The sequence below is a fragment of the Dorea sp. AM13-35 genome (assembly GCF_003473885.1).
Classification (GTDB): Bacteria; Bacillota; Clostridia; order Lachnospirales; family Lachnospiraceae; genus Dorea_D; species Dorea_D hominis.
This window is the reverse complement of sequence record NZ_QUCZ01000001.1, coordinates 454,058-469,959: the sequence shown is the minus strand read 5'-3', so window position 1 is coordinate 469,959 and position 15,902 is coordinate 454,058. Positions and strand designations below refer to the sequence as shown.

Sequence of the window (15,902 nt, the reverse complement as noted above, 5' to 3'; positions counted from 1 at the left end):
CTCTCCTTTTATCTTAAGCTTTTTCTTCCTTTTTATTAAATATCTCACGATCCAGCGCCTTGTTCTGATGTGCAACGATTGTTGTACATACAGCATCACCTGTAATATTAACGGCTGTTCGTGTCATGTCAAGAATACGGTCAATACCCATGATCAGTCCGATTGCCTCAACCGGGAGTCCTACAGAATTAAATACCATTGTAAGTGTAACAAGACCTACACTTGGTACTCCGGCCGTTCCGATAGATGCAAGTGTCGCTGTCCCGATAACCGTAACATAATCGGTAAGAGAAAGATGGATTCCAAATGCCTGTGCCGCAAACACAACAGCTACACCCTGCATAATCGCTGTTCCATCCATATTGATCGTCGCACCAAGCGGGATCGTAAAGGACGAAATTTTCTTGGATACACCCATTTTTTTAGACAGCGTATCGATGGAAAGCGGAATGGTCGCATTGGATGTTGCTGTTGAAAATGCAAACGCCATAACCGGGAAGAATTTTTTAATAAATTTGAATGGATTCAGTCCTGTAAATCCTTTTAAAAGTCCCAGATATACAACAAAACACTGCAGGGCAAGTGCAAGCAGGACACCGATCATGTATTTTGCAAGCGGAATGAACGCGCTGAAACCGATATTAGCAAAAGTGCGTGCGATCAGGCAGAACACTCCGATCGGAGCAAGTCCCATAACCATCATTGTCATTTCCATCATGATGTCATTGAACTGACTGAAGAAATTGCTGACTGTCTCTGTACGCTCTCCTAGTTTTGCCAGAATAACACCGACGATCAGTGCAAATACAATAATCTGAAGCATTGTTCCGTTTGCCAGCGCATTCAGCGGATTGTCCGGAATGATATTCAGAAGCGTTTCTGTCAGTGTAGTTGCTTTCATGGACTCCACTTCCGCAGCATTCTGCTGAATACTGCTCATATCCAGTCCTTTGCCAGGATTAATTAGATTACCGACAGATAACGCAACTGTAACTGCAACGGCTGTTGTAAACAGATAAAAAACGAGTGTACGCACGCCGACTGTTCCGAGTTTTTTTGTATCTCCAATCGACATACTTCCACATACGATCGAACAAAATACAAGTGGAACAACAAGCATCTTCATCAAACGGATGAATCCTTGTCCGATTACATATAAAATTCCTTCTACGATTACATCATCTTTGATACTGCTTTTCGGGACAAGATAACATAAAATCACACCAAACAGCGCTCCTGCAAGAAGGGAAATGAATATTTTCGTAGTAAGTCCCATCTTTTTCTTTTCTTTTGTATTACTCATGAGTCTCCTCCTTCCACTCGGCAATGTATTCCTCAAGAGACTGTTTCCATTTCGGCATTTCATATACATCAATGATCCGTAAAATAAAATTATCCAGAACCGCATATGCTGGCCGTACCAGATGTTCTTTAGAATCTGCAATTGAAATCTCTTTTACTTCTGCATGAAGACCTGCCAGAGATAGAATCTCTCTTGCAAAATCATATCGACTGCAAAGTCCTTTACATGTTGCATGATAGGTTCCATATTCATTTGTTGTAATAAGATACAAAATAATACGTGCCAAATCCTTCGCACTGGTCGGACATCCGGTCTCATCTATTGCAGCCTCGATCAACTCTCCATTTCCCGCCTTCCGCAATACACGTGTCACAAAATTATCGCCATGTCCAAAAATCCAGCTGCTCCGAATCACAAAATGTTTGTGTGTAAATTCCCGCACATAATTTTCACCGGCTCTCTTAGAGCGTCCGTACACGGTCTTCGGATTCGTATCATCAAATTCACTGTAAGGCGTATTTTTGTTACCATCGAAGACATCATCTGTAGATATCTGGACGATTTTAGCACCGATCTTACGTGCGACGATACTTAAATTTCTTGCACCGAGTGCATTAACACGGTACGCCAGTTCCGGTTCTTTTTCACAAAGATCCATATCTGTGATTCCGGCACAGTTGATGATCACATCCGGACGGTTGATCTCACCAAAGCTTAATACTTCATCTGTCTGTGTGATATCCAACTCATCTTTATCTGTGTTAAAAACTTCCATCTCCAGTGGATCTAACACTTCGTTAATAGCAGTTCCGATCTGTCCTGCCGATCCTGCAATCCATATTTTTAACATGTTTCATCCTCCTCTTTCGTTCCTCATTTACTCATGAAATTACCGGTGTTCCAGAATCGGAAACGCCGATGTATCTTCAGAGATCATTTGAATGATTTCTGAGCTGTTCACACTCATAAACTCATCCTTTTTGTAATCCATTGCAACAAATGCAGCAAACAGCAGAAAGCTTATGAAAAGCCGGAGCCCCAGTGTACCGCTCTTAAATTCCTGCGGCTCTTCATAAAGCAAACGGTATGCCGCTCCATATCTCGGGTGTACCGCCGGAGAGTCATAAGAATCCCGGTACAGTTCCCGTGTCCGCATTAATAATTTCTGCCTTCGTCTTTCTGCTTCATTCAATCCCGGTCACATCCTTTCCACTCTAGGATATGCATGGATATTCGGTTCTATACCTGAAAAGACAGTGCACGCGCATTAGCGGCTTGCCAGTTCTTTTACAATATCTTCCCAGTTCAGTCCTTTTTCAACCATTAATACAATCATATGATAAAGGAAATCCGAGATCTCATACTTCGTCTCTTCTGCACTTGGATTCTTGGCAGCGATCACAATCTCCGTTGCCTCTTCGCCGATTTTTTTCAAAATCTTATCAATTCCTTTATCAAATAAATAATTCGTATAAGAACCCTCTTTTGGATTCTCTTTTCTGTCTACAACGGTATTATAGATGATTTCAAAAACTTCCAGCGGATTTGCTTCGTTATATTCCGTTCCTGCAAGGTGCTGGAAAAAACAGGTCGGATTACCGGTGTGACATGCCGCACCAACCTGATCTACTTTTGCAAGTAACGTATCATAATCACAGTCAATTGTCAGCGACTTGACATACTGGAAATGCCCGCTTGTCTCACCTTTCACCCAGAGCTTCTGGCGGCTTCTGCTGAAGTAAGTCATTTTTCCTGTTTTGATCGTCTGATCAAATGATTCTTCATTCATATAGGCTAACATCAATACTTCTCTCGTCTTATAATGCTGTACAATAACCGGGATCAGCCCCTGCTCATTTGTCTTAAACTGTGAAAATTCCATAATACTTTCAAAAGAAGTCATCTGGATGCCTTCCTCTGAACACTCTTTCTTAAATTCCACAAAATCCATATCCGGCTGACTGACATATTTTCCTGAAAGCCCTTTCACTCCCGGACATTTAAGTATCTTGAATAACTCCGGTTTTTCCAGCGTATCTGTTACGATTACACATGGAATATCCGTTACGTCCATAACCGAATTAAGATCCAGACGATGCATGAACACAATCTCACTGGAATATTCATCAATCAGATGCTGATGTTTGAAAAGCGCATCAAAATCATTCAGCGATACTGCAATTTTCTCTTTTCCAAAACGTTTTGCCGCCTCTTCCACTGCCTTCGCACTGTCCGGTTTGGAAAAATTCAGCATTGCACGCTTTGCTCCGGCATACAAAATCTTCTTTACATCCTCCTGCCGTTTGATATTACCACCCGCTACCATTGGGATACGGATCAAGCGATTAATACGGCGCATCAAGTCAATGGCTTCTTCGTGCTCATCATCAGATGTAGAAAGATCGAACACAAGCAACTCATCTGCCCCGTGATCGCTGTAGTATTTTGCAAGTGCGATCACATCGTCCTGTAATACGCTCTTATCATTAAACCATTTTACAGCCTTCCCACCTGCAATAAAAATGCAGGGAATCAATCTTTTATAACTCATATATGTTCAAAAACTCCTTTAAAGACTTCCTTTTGTCGTCCACGCTTCTTTGATCCGTGGTTCATCCATAGTTGCCATATCAAGCGCTTTTCCAAAACTTTTGAAAAGTGCTTCAGCCATGTGATGATTGTTCTCACCATCCATGATCTTAAGATGGATGTTCATTCCTGCGCTGTAAGAAACAGCATAGAAAAATTCTTTCACCATCTCTGTATCCATGTCACCAATCTTCGGAACTGTAAATTCTGCATCATAGCGAAGGTATGGACGACCGGACAGATCTACCGCGCAAAGTGCTAGCGTCTCATCCATCGGAAGGATCATATCCCCAAAGCGTTTGATACCGGCTTTATCTCCGATGGCTTTTAAAATGGCATTTCCTAGCACAATTCCTGTATCTTCGATCGTATGATGACTGTCTACATCCAAATCGCCATTTACTCGAACAGTCAGGTCAAACAGTCCATGTCTTGCAAATCCGTCCAACATATGGTCAAAAAATCCAATCCCCGTATGAATATCGTTATTTCCGGTTCCATCCAGATTCAGCGTAATGGAAATGTCGGTTTCTTTTGTTTTTCTTTCACAAGTAACGATTCTGCTCATTTTTTACATCCTCCTTACTTCTTCTCAAAACGTACTTTGATGGAATTTGCATGTGCTGTCAGATGTTCTGCTTCTGCAAATTTCTCAATATCGGTATGGATCGCACCAAGTGCTTCCTGTGAGTAGGCAATAATGCTTGATTTTTTAATAAAATCATCAACAGAAAGCGGTGAGAAGAATTTTGCTGTTCCGTTTGTCGGAAGGACATGGTTCGGTCCTGCAAAATAATCTCCAAGCGGTTCACTGGAATATTCGCCAATGAAAATAGCGCCTGCGTTGCGGATGCGTGTCATAATGTCATACGGATTCTTTGTCTGGATCTCCAGATGTTCCGAAGCGATCTCATTCGCAATGTCAATCACTTCTTCCATGGTATCTGCTACCAGTATGTATCCATAATTATCCAGTGATTTGCGGATGATCTCACTTCTGGAAAGTTCTTTTAAAAATCCGTCTACTTCTTCAGATACCTTCTCTACAAGCTCCTGGCTGGTTGTCACTAAAATTGCAGAAGCGAGCTCGTCATGTTCTGCCTGGGACAGAAGATCCGCAGCTACATAGCGTGGATTTGCTGTCTCATCAGCGATTACAAGGATTTCACTTGGTCCTGCTATCGCATCAATGCTTACATGCCCGTATACAGCACGCTTTGCAAGTGCAACATAAATATTTCCAGGTCCTACAATTTTGTCAACCTTCGGGATACTCTCCGTTCCATAAGCAAGTGCAGCGATCGCCTGTGCGCCGCCGACTTTATATACAACATCAGCACCTGCTTCATGTGCTGCAACCAGTGTTGTCGGTGTGACTTTTCCGTCTTTTCCCGGAGGTGTTACCATTACGATTTCGTCAACTCCTGCAGCTTTCGCTGGTGCGATATTCATAAGGACAGAAGACGGATAAGCAGCTTTTCCGCCTGGTACATAGACGCCGACTCTCTGAAGAGGTGTAACTTTCTGTCCAAGCATTGTTCCATTCGGTTTGCTCTCAAACCAGCTGTTCTGACGCTGTCTCTCGTGATAATCACGGATATTAAATAATGCCTTGCGGATAATACCTGTTAACTCTTCGCCGACTAATTCGTAAGCTTCTTTAATCTCTTCTTCTGTTACTTTAATATTCGATGCATCAATCTTTGCTCCGTCAAATTTTTCTGTATATGCAAATACAGCCGCATCTTTTTCGCTGCGTACATGATCCAGGATTTCTGCAACACCTTGCTCATATTTGCCATAGTTATTCGGACTTCTCTTTAAAAGATCCTCCAGCAGATTCATTTTTGTATTCTTATCGAGATGCTGTATTCTCATTTTATCACTCCTATATTCCTATATTTGTGCGCGTAATTTCATTAATAATGCCTTAATTCTGTCACTCTCCATACGCATGCTTACCGGATTGACGATCATACGCGCAGACAGTGGGCAAACTTCCTCCAGAACTTCCAGACCGTTTTCACGCAGTGTGGAACCCGTTTCTACAATATCCACGATCACTTCAGAAAGACCAACGATCGGTGCCAGTTCAATCGAACCGTTTAATTTTACGATCTCTACAGTCTGGTGTTTTGTGTTGTAGAAATAGTCTTTTGCAATATTCGGATATTTTGTTGCGACACGGATCAGCTCATGATGTTTCAATAACGGTATTGCATCTTTATAACCGCACACACACATTTTACATTTCCCATAACCAAGATCCAGAACTTCATGAACTTTACGTCCCTCTTCAAGGATCGTGTCTTTTCCGACAACTCCGATGTCCGCTGCACCATATTCTACATAAGTCGGTACATCCGGTCCTTTTGCAAGGAAGAAGCGAAGCTTCAATTCTTCATTTGTAAAGATCAGTTTTCTGGAATCTTTGTCTTTCATCTCTTCACAGGTTATACCAATTTTCTCAAACAGTTCCAGCGTCTGTCTTGCCAGACGCCCTTTTCCAAGGGCAAATGTAAGATATCTCATAGTAAAAACTCCATTCTCTTATATATTATGATGTGGTCTTCTTTCCGTTTCCGGCAATCTTGTGTTCACCTGTCACAAGATTGATCATGACCACTTCTCCATCTTCTCTTATATATACAAGGTTTCCTGCATAATACTCTTTTCCATAAGTAATATATTCTTCCAGGATCTTGTCATCCGCTTTCTTGATCAGTTCCACATTCTTTGCTTTGTTACGGAAATCTTTTGCAAGCATAACCGCCTGTTTTGTCTTCCCTTCATCATATAAAATGATCGTATTCTTTCTTGTATATACGATGCGGAGTTTCTGTCGGTTCATCGCATTCATCAGCTCATCAATGACAATTGCAAATCCAATAGAAGGTGATTTCTTACCAAACTTCTCCAACAGATGGTCGTAACGTCCACCTTTTACGATCGCATCTCCGGTTCCAAAAGTATAACCGCGGAAAACAATACCGGTATAATATCCGTAAGTTCCTGTCATGCTCAGATCAAATGTTACAAATTTTTCCATTCCATATAATTTTAGAATGTCGTATATATGCTCCAGACGTCTGATTGCCATAATACCGGCAGAGTTAGGCGCAAGATCTTTTGCCTGGGAAAGGATCTCTACTCCGCCAACCATTTCTCCAAGTGCTGCAAAAGCTTCCTTGGAGCTTCTCTTTACAAGAATACTGTCCAGATATTCTTCCACACCGAAATAATTCCGGTTATTGATTAGTTCAATGACGCGTTCTCTTGCATCCTCATCCAGCGATGCATCTTCAATCAGGCTCTGGAAGAAATCAACATTCCCCACACTGATTTGAAATTCCTTCACGCCAATTGTAAGCATCGATTCAATCACAAGTGCAAGCATCTCTGCATCTGCTTCCACGGAATCATCACCAATCAGCTCTGCGCCCATCTGTGTGACTTCTCTTAATCTCCCCTGATAGTTGGAATGATTAATAAATGTATTACCTGTATAACAAAGCCGGATCGGCACTTCTTCCTCACCAAACAGTGTTGCTGCTGCTCTTGCAACGGACGGTGTGATATCTGGCCTCAGTGCAAGTGTATTTCCATCTTTATCAAAAAACTTATATAAATCTTTGGATGCCGTTGTTCCGATTTCTTTACGAAACACATCAAAATATTCAAACATCGGTGTCTGGATATCATGATAACCATATAAATGGAACGTCTTCTTTAAACGGCTCTCCAGTGCAAGTTTCTTTCCGCATTCTACATTATATATATCCCGGACTCCTTCCGGTGTATGCAATACTTTCTTCATATGACCTCCTGTTAGCTCTTTCACTTTAGCGTGCTAATACGTTAAAACCCTTTCCGTATTATATACATTTTCTGATTCTTTGTCAAGTATATGACAAAGCCTGCCATTACTTCTGTTTCTGCTCCCGGACATCCAGGTCTTTATTAATCCCGTCCAGATACGGAACAAGACTTCCACGCCTTAATTCCATAAAAAATTCCGGATCCAGTTCTTCCAGACGGAAGCTTTTTCTTCCGCCTTTTTTTGCACGGTTCCAGAACTTCATCATTTCTTCATAGCGCATATAATACAGTATATTTTTTGCTGAATAATAAAGCAAAAAAAATGCAATTCCTTCCTGTTTTTCAAATCTGCCCATAAACTCTATCTGATGCTCATGGATATTCTGTAATGGAAAGGTATCTGCCACACATTCTTTTGCATCAAAGCATACCGGAATGCCCTGCACAACACCGATATAATCAACCGTACTTCTCTGTTCAAAATATGCCAGTGTGATCTGCCGGTGTTCCTTATCCATGCGGACCGGCGTGATCGGTGTCGGGATCTTCTGGATCAGCGCCAGATTTTTTTCCATATAATATTCATTGGTCCGGTTTACGAAATCCTCTAATGTTGAACCTCTAAGACCTCTTGAGTTCCATGTTCCCATGTTGTCTCCTTTATGATTTTATAGAAATCTTCCGGAACCGGAGCTGTAAACGTTCGCCCGGAAAGTTTCTTTAATGTCTTATTCATCTCCGGCATTACAAGTTCATATGCATGAAGCATCTGTCTTGTCTGTGCTGTCTTCATTCTTCCGTTCCATTTCCGGTTCCACTTTGGATCACCATACTTCGGATCACCAAGAAGCGGATGTCCCTGCCATGCCAGATGTGCGCGGATCTGATGCGTCCGTCCGGTGATCAGATGCACTTTCAAAAGTGTTATTTCCTGATTCCATGCAACCGGAACATATTCTGTCTCGATTGGAACTGCATCAGCGCCGGCCTGTTTTGAAATTCGCACCTGGTTGGTCGCTTTGTCTTTCTGTAAATAGCCGCAGATATGTGCTCTTTTATCGATTGTTCCTTTCACAAGACAGAGGTAATATTTTTTCAGTGTCCTGTCTTTGAAAAGTTCTGAAAGCTTCTGTAATCCCGCCAGACTTTTTCCGGCAGTAATAAGGCCGCTCGTATTCCGGTCCAACCGGTTGCAGATGGATGGTCTGAATGTCTTAAGTTCATCTTGCCTCAAGGCTTTCGTTTCAAGCAAATGTTCCATTAAATATTCGACAACCGATACATCCGAAGACTTTGCTTTCTGGGATAGCACCCCGGCCGGTTTGTTATAAAAAACAACATCTTCATCTTCGTACACAACAGGCATCTGGATCTTTGGAAGCTTTTTCTTACTATGTGCAGGTTCCTGCTTTCCGGTAAATTTCTCCAGTGTTTCATCAGCAAGAAACAGTTTCACCTGATCCCCTTTTTTTAACTTTTCACTACCTGTTGCCTTTCTGCCGTTCAGCACAATATTCTTCTTACGCAGCATTTTATACAGGAAACTTCCCGGAGCTTCACTTAAATATTTCTTTAAAAATTTATCGAACCGCTGTCCGGATTCATTTTCCTTAATATATATTTCTCTCATACACGATTCCTTATATAAATATTTTACATGGATGTTGTCAGAAGGAGATGCCGTATCCGCCGTTCTCTTCTCCGGTTATCCGGCTTCTCGATTGCTGCAATACTGTTCATTCCCTCCGCACGTGATAAAAACGCAACATAATCATGAAAAACTTTTACAGTAACTTTCTCATATTTATGGTTGTGAAGCATTTCCTTAATATATCTTGCCGCCTTTGTCTCATCCGTTTTTTCATTGCTGGTGTAGCCGCACACCGTATGTCCGGAAATGACGATTGCATCTACCTGCATGACTTTTTCCGGACTTGTAATGACAAGATCATAGACTCTTGTCAGAAGGGGTGCTTTTTCTTCAATCTCTTTGCACTTGTCCGACGCAATGCTCTGATAAGGAGCCATTGTAATATACTCAACAAGCATCTTTGCAGCCGGAAGACATCCGACAACTGCTACTACAGTGAGCAAGTTCATGCGGGAACCACTCTGTACAATACCGATCACAACAAGCGCTATGACCACTGCAAATTCAATGACCGCCCAGAGCAGATATTTTGTTTTGCGGAAACGGATATATCCCGGACGTCCTTTTTCAATCTTCATTTATTATTATCCTTCTTTCCTGTTATTCTATCCTCTTTTATCAATCAGCATGCCTGATACGAATCAGATTCCATTTAACTTACGCATCAAATATGCGCTAAGAACATCCGGCAGCAATTTTCCTGCAATTCTGGCAACTTTCATAGATGTGCCGTATACAGAAACACATCTATGATCCACCGCATCCAGCAATGCTTTTCTGGCAACCGCTTTTGGATCCACTTTTGTAACTTTGTTACTTTTTCCAAGAAGTTCACCGCTGTGTGCAAAAAATTCCGTGTCCACAGGACCCGGGCACACCACTGTCACAGATATCTCCGCCGGTTTCCATTCCTCGCGGATCGCCATGGACAGACGGTAAACATATGATTTTGACGCAGCATATATTGCAAATCCCGGCTGTGGTGCGAATGCCGCTGCACTCGCCAGATTGATCACACGGCTTCCTCTGCCAAGAAACGGCCGGCAGAGCAGAAGCATTCTTGTAAGACTCTGACAATTCAGTTTTACCATGCGAAGTTCTGTATCCTGCTCTCTTTCTCCGAAACAGCCGGACAGTCCGCAGCCCGCGCTGTTAACAAGTATCCGGATCTCTGCATTTTTACGTTCCAGCTCTTTTTCGATTCTTTCATAAATATAATCTCGGTTCAGATCTCCGTCAAAGATCCGTACCGGAACAGAAAATTCCTTTTCCAGTTCCTGCAGGCGCTCTGTTCTTCTTGCCACAAGCCAAATCTCATCCAGATTCCGATACAGTTTTACAATCTGTCTTGCAAATTCTCTGCCAATGCCAGAAGAAGCTCCTGTTACTAATGCAATTTTCATAGGATCATCTGCCTTTCTTTTTGTGTACGTTACGGATTGCTTTCTTTTTATACGGGCGCTTTCCGCCAGAAGCATTTCCACTACCAGATGTATTTCTGTGACCGGAATCATTTCCCCGCTCCGGCGCACGGCTCTTACTATAGGATGTCCCCTGATTCTTCCCACCGTGCCGTTTTGGGCGCAGCAAACAGTGTTTATCATAACCTACCAGATCCATACGTCCCGCTTTCTTAAGCGCTTCCAGCACGATATCATAATTCTGCGGATTGCGATACTGGATCAAAGCACGCTGCATCGCCTTTTCGTGCGGATTCTTCGGAACATACACCGGTTTCATCGTCCTTGGATCCACACCTGTATAATACATACAGGTAGAAATCGTTGACGGTGTCGGATAAAAATCCTGTACCTGTTCCGGCATATACCCAAGGTCTCTCAGATATTCCGCAAGCTCAACAGCTTCTTTTAATGTCGATCCCGGATGGGAAGACATCAGATAGGGCACAAGGTACTGCTTCATACCAAGCTGTTCATTGATTTTTTTATATTTCTCAGTAAATTTCTGATAAACTTCATTCCGCGGCTTACCCATACAGGTAAGTACCGCATCTGAAACATGCTCCGGCGCTACCTTAAGCTGACCGCTCACATGATATTTACACAGCTCTTTAAAAAATGTATCATCCTTATCTGCAAGCACATAATCAAATCGGATTCCCGAACGGATAAAGACTTTTTTTACTTTTGGAATCTTCCGCAGTTTCCTGAGAAGCGATACATAATCTTTGTGATCCGCTTTAAGGTTCTTGCAAGGTGTCGGGAACAAACACTGCCTGTTCTTGCAGACTCCATATTTTAACTGTTTCTCACAGGATGGATGTCTGAAATCAGCCGTTGGTCCGCCCACATCATGGATATAACCTTTAAAATCCTTATCCTGTGTGATATGTTCTGCTTCTTCCAGCAGGGATTCATGACTTCTCGTCTGTATGATGCGTCCCTGATGGAACGTAAGCGCACAGAAATTGCAGCCGCCAAAACATCCTCTGTTGCTGATCAGGCTGAATTTGACTTCCGAAATAGCCGGGACGCCACCATCTTTCTCGTAAGACGGATGATAAGTCCGCATGTAAGGATAGCTGTATGTCTCGTCCATCTCCTGTTGGGAAAGAGGCTTTGAAGGCGGATTCTGTACGATATACATATGTTCGCCGTACGGCTCTACCAGTCTCTTTCCGGTAAATGGATCTGTATTACAATACTGCGTATAAAAACTTCTGGCATAGTTGAGCTTGTCCGCTTTTAAATCCTCAAAAGCCGGCAGCATAACTGCATCATACACACTGTCCAGACTCTTTACTCTGCAGACTGTTCCATCAATAAAAGTAATATCTTTCACATCGATCCCACTGTCCAGAGCCTCAGCGATCTCGATGATCGAACGCTCTCCCATTCCATAAGAAATAAGATCTGCGCCGGAATCTAAGAGTACGGATCGTTTTAATTTATCTGACCAGTAATCATAATGCGCCATACGCCTGAGACTCGCTTCAATTCCCCCCAAAATGATCGGCGTCTTCTTATAGACCTGCCGGATCAGATTACTGTAAACGATTGTCGCATAATCCGGTCTTTTTCCCATTACGCCGCCCGGAGTAAAGGAATCTTTGCTTCTTCGTTTTTTTGATACAGAATAATGATTGACCATCGAATCCATATTGCCCGCAGACACAAGGAAACCAAGCCTTGGTTCTCCATATATCATTATACTGTTTTTATCTTTCCAGTCCGGCTGTGCAATGATCCCGACTTTGTAACCAAAAGCTTCCAGTTCTCTCGTAATAATTGCATGTCCGAAAGACGGATGATCTACGTAAGCATCACCGGAAATATATACAAAATCCACCTGCTCCCATCCACGGTCGATCATGTCTTGTCTGCAGATTGGCAAAAATTGCTGTTTCATTAATCGTTATACCTCTTATCTATCTCTTCTGAGATTCATGTTTTCTCATATTAATTACTAGTTCTCTTACTAAATTATAGGATACTCTTCAATTCGCTGTCTGTAAGTTTCCGGTATTCTCCCGGAGCAAGCTCTTCATCCAGTACAAGTGCACCCATACGTTCCCGTTTCAGATAGACAACTTCCTTACCAACAGCCAGAAACATACGTTTTACCTGATGAAATTTCCCCTCCCGGATTGTCAGCCGGATACGTGAAACCGTGCCTTTTTCCAGAATCTTCAGTTCCGCAGGCATTGTCCACTCTGGTTCTTCCTGAGTACCAATATTGATTCTCTCTTTGAATACACGGACATCATCCTCTGTCACGCCACCGCTGATCTCCGCATAATAGCACTTATCGACATGTTTTTTGGGCGATAACAGTCTATGTGCCAGTGCTCCATCATTTGTTATAAGAAGAAGCCCCTCTGTATCTTTATCCAGACGACCGACCGGAAATAAATCTTTACGTTTTTTCTCTTTTATGAGATCCAGAACTGTTTTATCTCTTTTGTCTTCTGTTGCAGATATCACACCAGCCGGCTTATTCAGCATATAATATTCAAATGTTTCATAAGCAACCGGTGCACCGTCAAACGTAATTTTATCTTCGTCTTCCCGGATCTTATATTCCGGCTTCTTTATAATATCTTCATTTATCTTCACGCGTCCCTGACGGATATATTTCTTTACTTCCTGGCGTGTACCGATACTCATATCTGCCAGATATTTATCCAGTCTGATCATTAGCAAAGCCTCCATCCCGGAAGATATTTATTTTTCAGCGTCTGTCCTGATAATTTACCAAATCCAAGCGGATAGCCGTCTACGCAAACCAGATACCAGCCTTTTTCCTTTGATCCGGTCATATCTTCTACATCCAGTGTCTCCCCTTTCAGATAACGTTTCACGCGCTCATCTGATACCGGGAAATCTAATACTTTTTTGTACTCGTCCTTTTTCAGGCACATAGCAAGCGCCTGACTTGGTTCAAACCGTTTTTTCTTAAGTTCGCCAAGCAACAGCCCTGTTCGCAGGAAACGAATGCCACATACATCCGGCAGATCTTCCGGCATGTAGTAAACCCTTTCTCCATGGACATCCAGCCTTGCTGCATCCAGTTCCCACGTAGTATCCTCAAGGAACACTTCCAGATCTTCCGGTAATTTCTTTTTGCTTTTCTTACCAGGAAGCAGTTTCTTATCGGTTGCAGGGAGTGGCTTTCCTTTTCTCAGAAGCGCAAGGTAGTGTCCTTCCCCTTTCATCTTATGAGGAAAGATACGGACTGTTTTTGCAAATTCTTCAGACTTTGAAGCTGTAAGCTCCGGCATCCCTTTTTCAAATCCTTCGTAGCCTTTTATACCTAATATCTCAAATTCCGGATATTTTTTCAATAAATATTCAATTGTCCCTTCATTCTCCCTGCCATCAAAGGTACAGGTAGAATAGAGCAGCATACCACCAGGTTTTAACATTCTCGCTGCCTGCGTAATAATACTTTTCTGGATATTAGCAAAAAATTCAGGGCCATGTTCTTCCCATGCCTTCACCATTTTTTTATCCTTCCGGAACATACCTTCGCCGGAGCACGGTGCATCGATCAGAATTTTATCAAAATATTCCGCAAAATAATCTTCCAGCTTTCCAGGCTCTTCGCTCAGCACCAGAACATTGCCAATACCAAATACTTCTATATTTTTCAACAATCCTTTTGCTCTGGAATTGCTGATATCATTGGCTATCAGAACTCCCTCTCCTTTTAGCTTTGCACCTAATTCTGTCGCCTTGCCACCCGGAGCTGCACAAACGTCCAGCACCTTATCGCCCGGTTCTACCGGCAGACGATTGGCAGGTGTCATGGCACTTGGTTCCTGAAGGTAATACAATCCAGCAAAATAATATGGGTGTCTGGATGGTGTTACCTTGTCTCCATCGTAATAAAACCCATTTTCAATCCACGGAATCGGCGTGATCTCAAATGGACAGATCTTCTTAAAATCTTCTACAGATATTTTATTTGTATTTACACGCAAGCCGTAATATCTCGGCTCATCATAGCAGGACAAATACTCCGGAAATTCATCTCCTAAAAGTGCCTGCATCTTTTCTTCAAATTTATCGGGCAGTTTCATGTCTTACCTTCCTTATGTTCTTTGCAAAATATACGCATAACATATCGCTGATTCATCATCCGTTTCGCAAATGCCTATACGCTTTTTTAGTATAACATATAACAATACTGATTGCAAAATCGGCACCGTCAAAAATGATATTTAAGCTTTTGTCGTTTGCATTTTTGTAAAATGTAATATGGATTTACACTGATTTCCATTCCTTTATCGTATTTATAAATTCCGACATGCAGATGTACTGGGAATTTTCCTGTTTTCCCCTCTTCCCCATAACCGGAATCCCCCATAAACCCAATCACCTCTCCCGCTATAACTGTATCCCCTCTTTTCTTATTGCCAAAGCTATGCAAATGTGCGTAGTAGTAATAAGTACCACTGTCAGAAGTTACGCCGATTCTATATCCGCCTTTTTCTGTCCACCCAAGATTCGTAATCGTCCCATCCGTCATACTTACAACCGGACGCGTTCCCGCTTTACTGTTCGCAACCATAAGGTCGCAGCCTTCGTGTCCTCTTTTCCCACCATAAGTGCGTTCCAACATCCAGGAGTTTTCAAAAGTGATTTTAAATTTTGCATTATCTACCGGTTCGGGCAGTGGAAAATACACCACTTCTTTTTTTACCTGTTTCGTCCACCTGTGGTATTTTTGCAGGACATCTGTATTTTTGCTACTGGATTTTTCAAGTTTTTCCGACGCGAATCCCGCGCGTATTTCTTCAACAAGCATATTCTTTTCTATGCTTTTATTCGCGCTATTATCATAGGTGGTTTTAATTAGAACCACTATCAGCATTATCAAAATATACATTCCCACTTTTCGGCAGTTATTTCTTTTTGTTTTGAATCTTCGTTTCATTTCGCATTTATTATTAGTTCTTTTTAATACCACTATATGTATTTTAAGCATATCATTATGCCCTGGCGTATCATACAACATAATTCTTTATATAATCTTCTGTTATAGCGACTCTGCTTTCGATTAATGATTGAAAAAGCA

Annotated in this window: 16 protein-coding genes; all 16 read right to left on the bottom strand. The window is 42.1% G+C overall.

The genetic code is table 11. The features are described from left to right. Positions 1-13: 13 nt before the first annotated feature. Complete coding sequence (locus DW152_RS02270; protein WP_021860957.1) at positions 14-1,303, bottom strand: dicarboxylate/amino acid:cation symporter; 1,290 nt, start codon at positions 1,301-1,303, stop codon at positions 14-16. Continuing rightward, entirely contained in the window at positions 1,296-2,153 is an 858-nt protein-coding gene (gene rfbD / locus DW152_RS02265; RefSeq protein ID WP_117537198.1) for a dTDP-4-dehydrorhamnose reductase, read from the bottom strand. The genes DW152_RS02270 and rfbD overlap by 8 nt, the downstream gene beginning before the upstream one ends. A 39-nt stretch (positions 2,154-2,192) precedes the next feature. Further along, positions 2,193-2,495 (bottom strand): hypothetical protein, encoded by a 303-nt coding sequence (locus DW152_RS02260; protein WP_117537197.1) that lies wholly within the window; start codon positions 2,493-2,495, stop codon positions 2,193-2,195. Between the two features lie 75 nt (positions 2,496-2,570). Further along, complete coding sequence (gene hisIE / locus DW152_RS02255) at positions 2,571-3,854, bottom strand: bifunctional phosphoribosyl-AMP cyclohydrolase/phosphoribosyl-ATP diphosphatase HisIE (protein WP_021860454.1); 1,284 nt, start codon at positions 3,852-3,854, stop codon at positions 2,571-2,573. Positions 3,855-3,872: 18 nt separating this feature from the next. After that, positions 3,873-4,460, bottom strand: coding sequence for an imidazoleglycerol-phosphate dehydratase HisB (gene hisB / locus DW152_RS02250; RefSeq protein ID WP_021860455.1), 588 nt, complete (start codon positions 4,458-4,460; stop codon positions 3,873-3,875). Between the two features lie 14 nt (positions 4,461-4,474). Then, on the bottom strand, positions 4,475-5,770 hold the full coding sequence (hisD, locus tag DW152_RS02245) for a histidinol dehydrogenase (protein ID WP_118287867.1): 1,296 nt from the start codon (positions 5,768-5,770) through the stop codon (positions 4,475-4,477). Positions 5,771-5,788: 18 nt separating this feature from the next. After that, positions 5,789-6,424 carry an ATP phosphoribosyltransferase gene (gene hisG, locus DW152_RS02240; protein WP_021860457.1) on the bottom strand — a complete coding sequence of 212 codons (636 nt, stop codon included), beginning with the start codon at positions 6,422-6,424 and terminating at the stop codon, positions 5,789-5,791. A gap of 25 nt (positions 6,425-6,449) precedes the next feature. Beyond that, entirely contained in the window at positions 6,450-7,709 is a 1,260-nt protein-coding gene (hisZ, locus tag DW152_RS02235; RefSeq protein WP_021860458.1) for an ATP phosphoribosyltransferase regulatory subunit, read from the bottom strand. Between the two features lie 106 nt (positions 7,710-7,815). Beyond that, positions 7,816-8,361: a Holliday junction resolvase RecU gene (locus DW152_RS02230; RefSeq protein WP_021860459.1), complete on the bottom strand. Its 546-nt coding sequence runs from the start codon at positions 8,359-8,361 to the stop codon at positions 7,816-7,818. Then, a complete protein-coding gene (locus tag DW152_RS02225; protein ID WP_021860460.1) occupies positions 8,319-9,341 on the bottom strand; it encodes an RluA family pseudouridine synthase in 1,023 nt (340 codons plus the stop codon). Before DW152_RS02225 ends, DW152_RS02230 begins: the two co-directional genes overlap by 43 nt. 23 nt (positions 9,342-9,364) lie before the next feature. After that, positions 9,365-9,940, bottom strand: coding sequence for a hypothetical protein (locus DW152_RS02220; protein ID WP_021860461.1), 576 nt, complete (start codon positions 9,938-9,940; stop codon positions 9,365-9,367). A 63-nt stretch (positions 9,941-10,003) separates the two neighbouring features. Continuing rightward, positions 10,004-10,765: an SDR family NAD(P)-dependent oxidoreductase gene (locus DW152_RS02215; protein WP_021860462.1), complete on the bottom strand. Its 762-nt coding sequence runs from the start codon at positions 10,763-10,765 to the stop codon at positions 10,004-10,006. A 4-nt stretch (positions 10,766-10,769) separates the two neighbouring features. Further along, entirely contained in the window at positions 10,770-12,731 is a 1,962-nt protein-coding gene (locus DW152_RS02210) for a YgiQ family radical SAM protein (protein WP_021860463.1), read from the bottom strand. A 74-nt stretch (positions 12,732-12,805) separates the two neighbouring features. Next, a complete protein-coding gene (locus tag DW152_RS02205) occupies positions 12,806-13,519 on the bottom strand; it encodes a pseudouridine synthase (protein ID WP_021860464.1) in 714 nt (237 codons plus the stop codon). Continuing rightward, positions 13,519-14,904: an RsmF rRNA methyltransferase first C-terminal domain-containing protein gene (locus DW152_RS02200; RefSeq protein WP_021860465.1), complete on the bottom strand. Its 1,386-nt coding sequence runs from the start codon at positions 14,902-14,904 to the stop codon at positions 13,519-13,521. Before DW152_RS02200 ends, DW152_RS02205 begins: the two co-directional genes overlap by 1 nt. Before the next feature lie 128 nt (positions 14,905-15,032). Further along, on the bottom strand, positions 15,033-15,632 hold the full coding sequence (locus DW152_RS02195; protein ID WP_243059753.1) for a M23 family metallopeptidase: 600 nt from the start codon (positions 15,630-15,632) through the stop codon (positions 15,033-15,035). Positions 15,633-15,902 lie beyond the last annotated feature (270 nt).

What these genes read in the sequence shown, in the direction of transcription:
- DW152_RS02270 (WP_021860957.1), bottom strand. Translation starts at nt 1,303, where the DNA reads ATGAGTAATACAAAAGAAAAGAAAAAGATGGGACTTACTACGAAAATA.
- rfbD (WP_117537198.1), bottom strand. Translation starts at nt 2,153, where the DNA reads ATGTTAAAAATATGGATTGCAGGATCGGCAGGACAGATCGGAACTGCT.
- hisIE (WP_021860454.1), bottom strand. Translation starts at nt 3,854, where the DNA reads ATGAGTTATAAAAGATTGATTCCCTGCATTTTTATTGCAGGTGGGAAG.
- hisB (WP_021860455.1), bottom strand. Translation starts at nt 4,460, where the DNA reads ATGAGCAGAATCGTTACTTGTGAAAGAAAAACAAAAGAAACCGACATT.
- hisD (WP_118287867.1), bottom strand. Translation starts at nt 5,770, where the DNA reads ATGAGAATACAGCATCTCGATAAGAATACAAAAATGAATCTGCTGGAG.
- hisG (WP_021860457.1), bottom strand. Translation starts at nt 6,424, where the DNA reads ATGAGATATCTTACATTTGCCCTTGGAAAAGGGCGTCTGGCAAGACAG.
- hisZ (WP_021860458.1), bottom strand. Translation starts at nt 7,709, where the DNA reads ATGAAGAAAGTATTGCATACACCGGAAGGAGTCCGGGATATATATAAT.
- DW152_RS02230 (WP_021860459.1), bottom strand. Translation starts at nt 8,361, where the DNA reads ATGGGAACATGGAACTCAAGAGGTCTTAGAGGTTCAACATTAGAGGAT.
- DW152_RS02225 (WP_021860460.1), bottom strand. Translation starts at nt 9,341, where the DNA reads ATGAGAGAAATATATATTAAGGAAAATGAATCCGGACAGCGGTTCGAT.
- DW152_RS02220 (WP_021860461.1), bottom strand. Translation starts at nt 9,940, where the DNA reads ATGAAGATTGAAAAAGGACGTCCGGGATATATCCGTTTCCGCAAAACA.
- DW152_RS02215 (WP_021860462.1), bottom strand. Translation starts at nt 10,765, where the DNA reads ATGAAAATTGCATTAGTAACAGGAGCTTCTTCTGGCATTGGCAGAGAA.
- DW152_RS02210 (WP_021860463.1), bottom strand. Translation starts at nt 12,731, where the DNA reads ATGAAACAGCAATTTTTGCCAATCTGCAGACAAGACATGATCGACCGT.
- DW152_RS02205 (WP_021860464.1), bottom strand. Translation starts at nt 13,519, where the DNA reads ATGATCAGACTGGATAAATATCTGGCAGATATGAGTATCGGTACACGC.
- DW152_RS02200 (WP_021860465.1), bottom strand. Translation starts at nt 14,904, where the DNA reads ATGAAACTGCCCGATAAATTTGAAGAAAAGATGCAGGCACTTTTAGGA.
- DW152_RS02195 (WP_243059753.1), bottom strand. Translation starts at nt 15,632, where the DNA reads ATGCTTGTTGAAGAAATACGCGCGGGATTCGCGTCGGAAAAACTTGAA.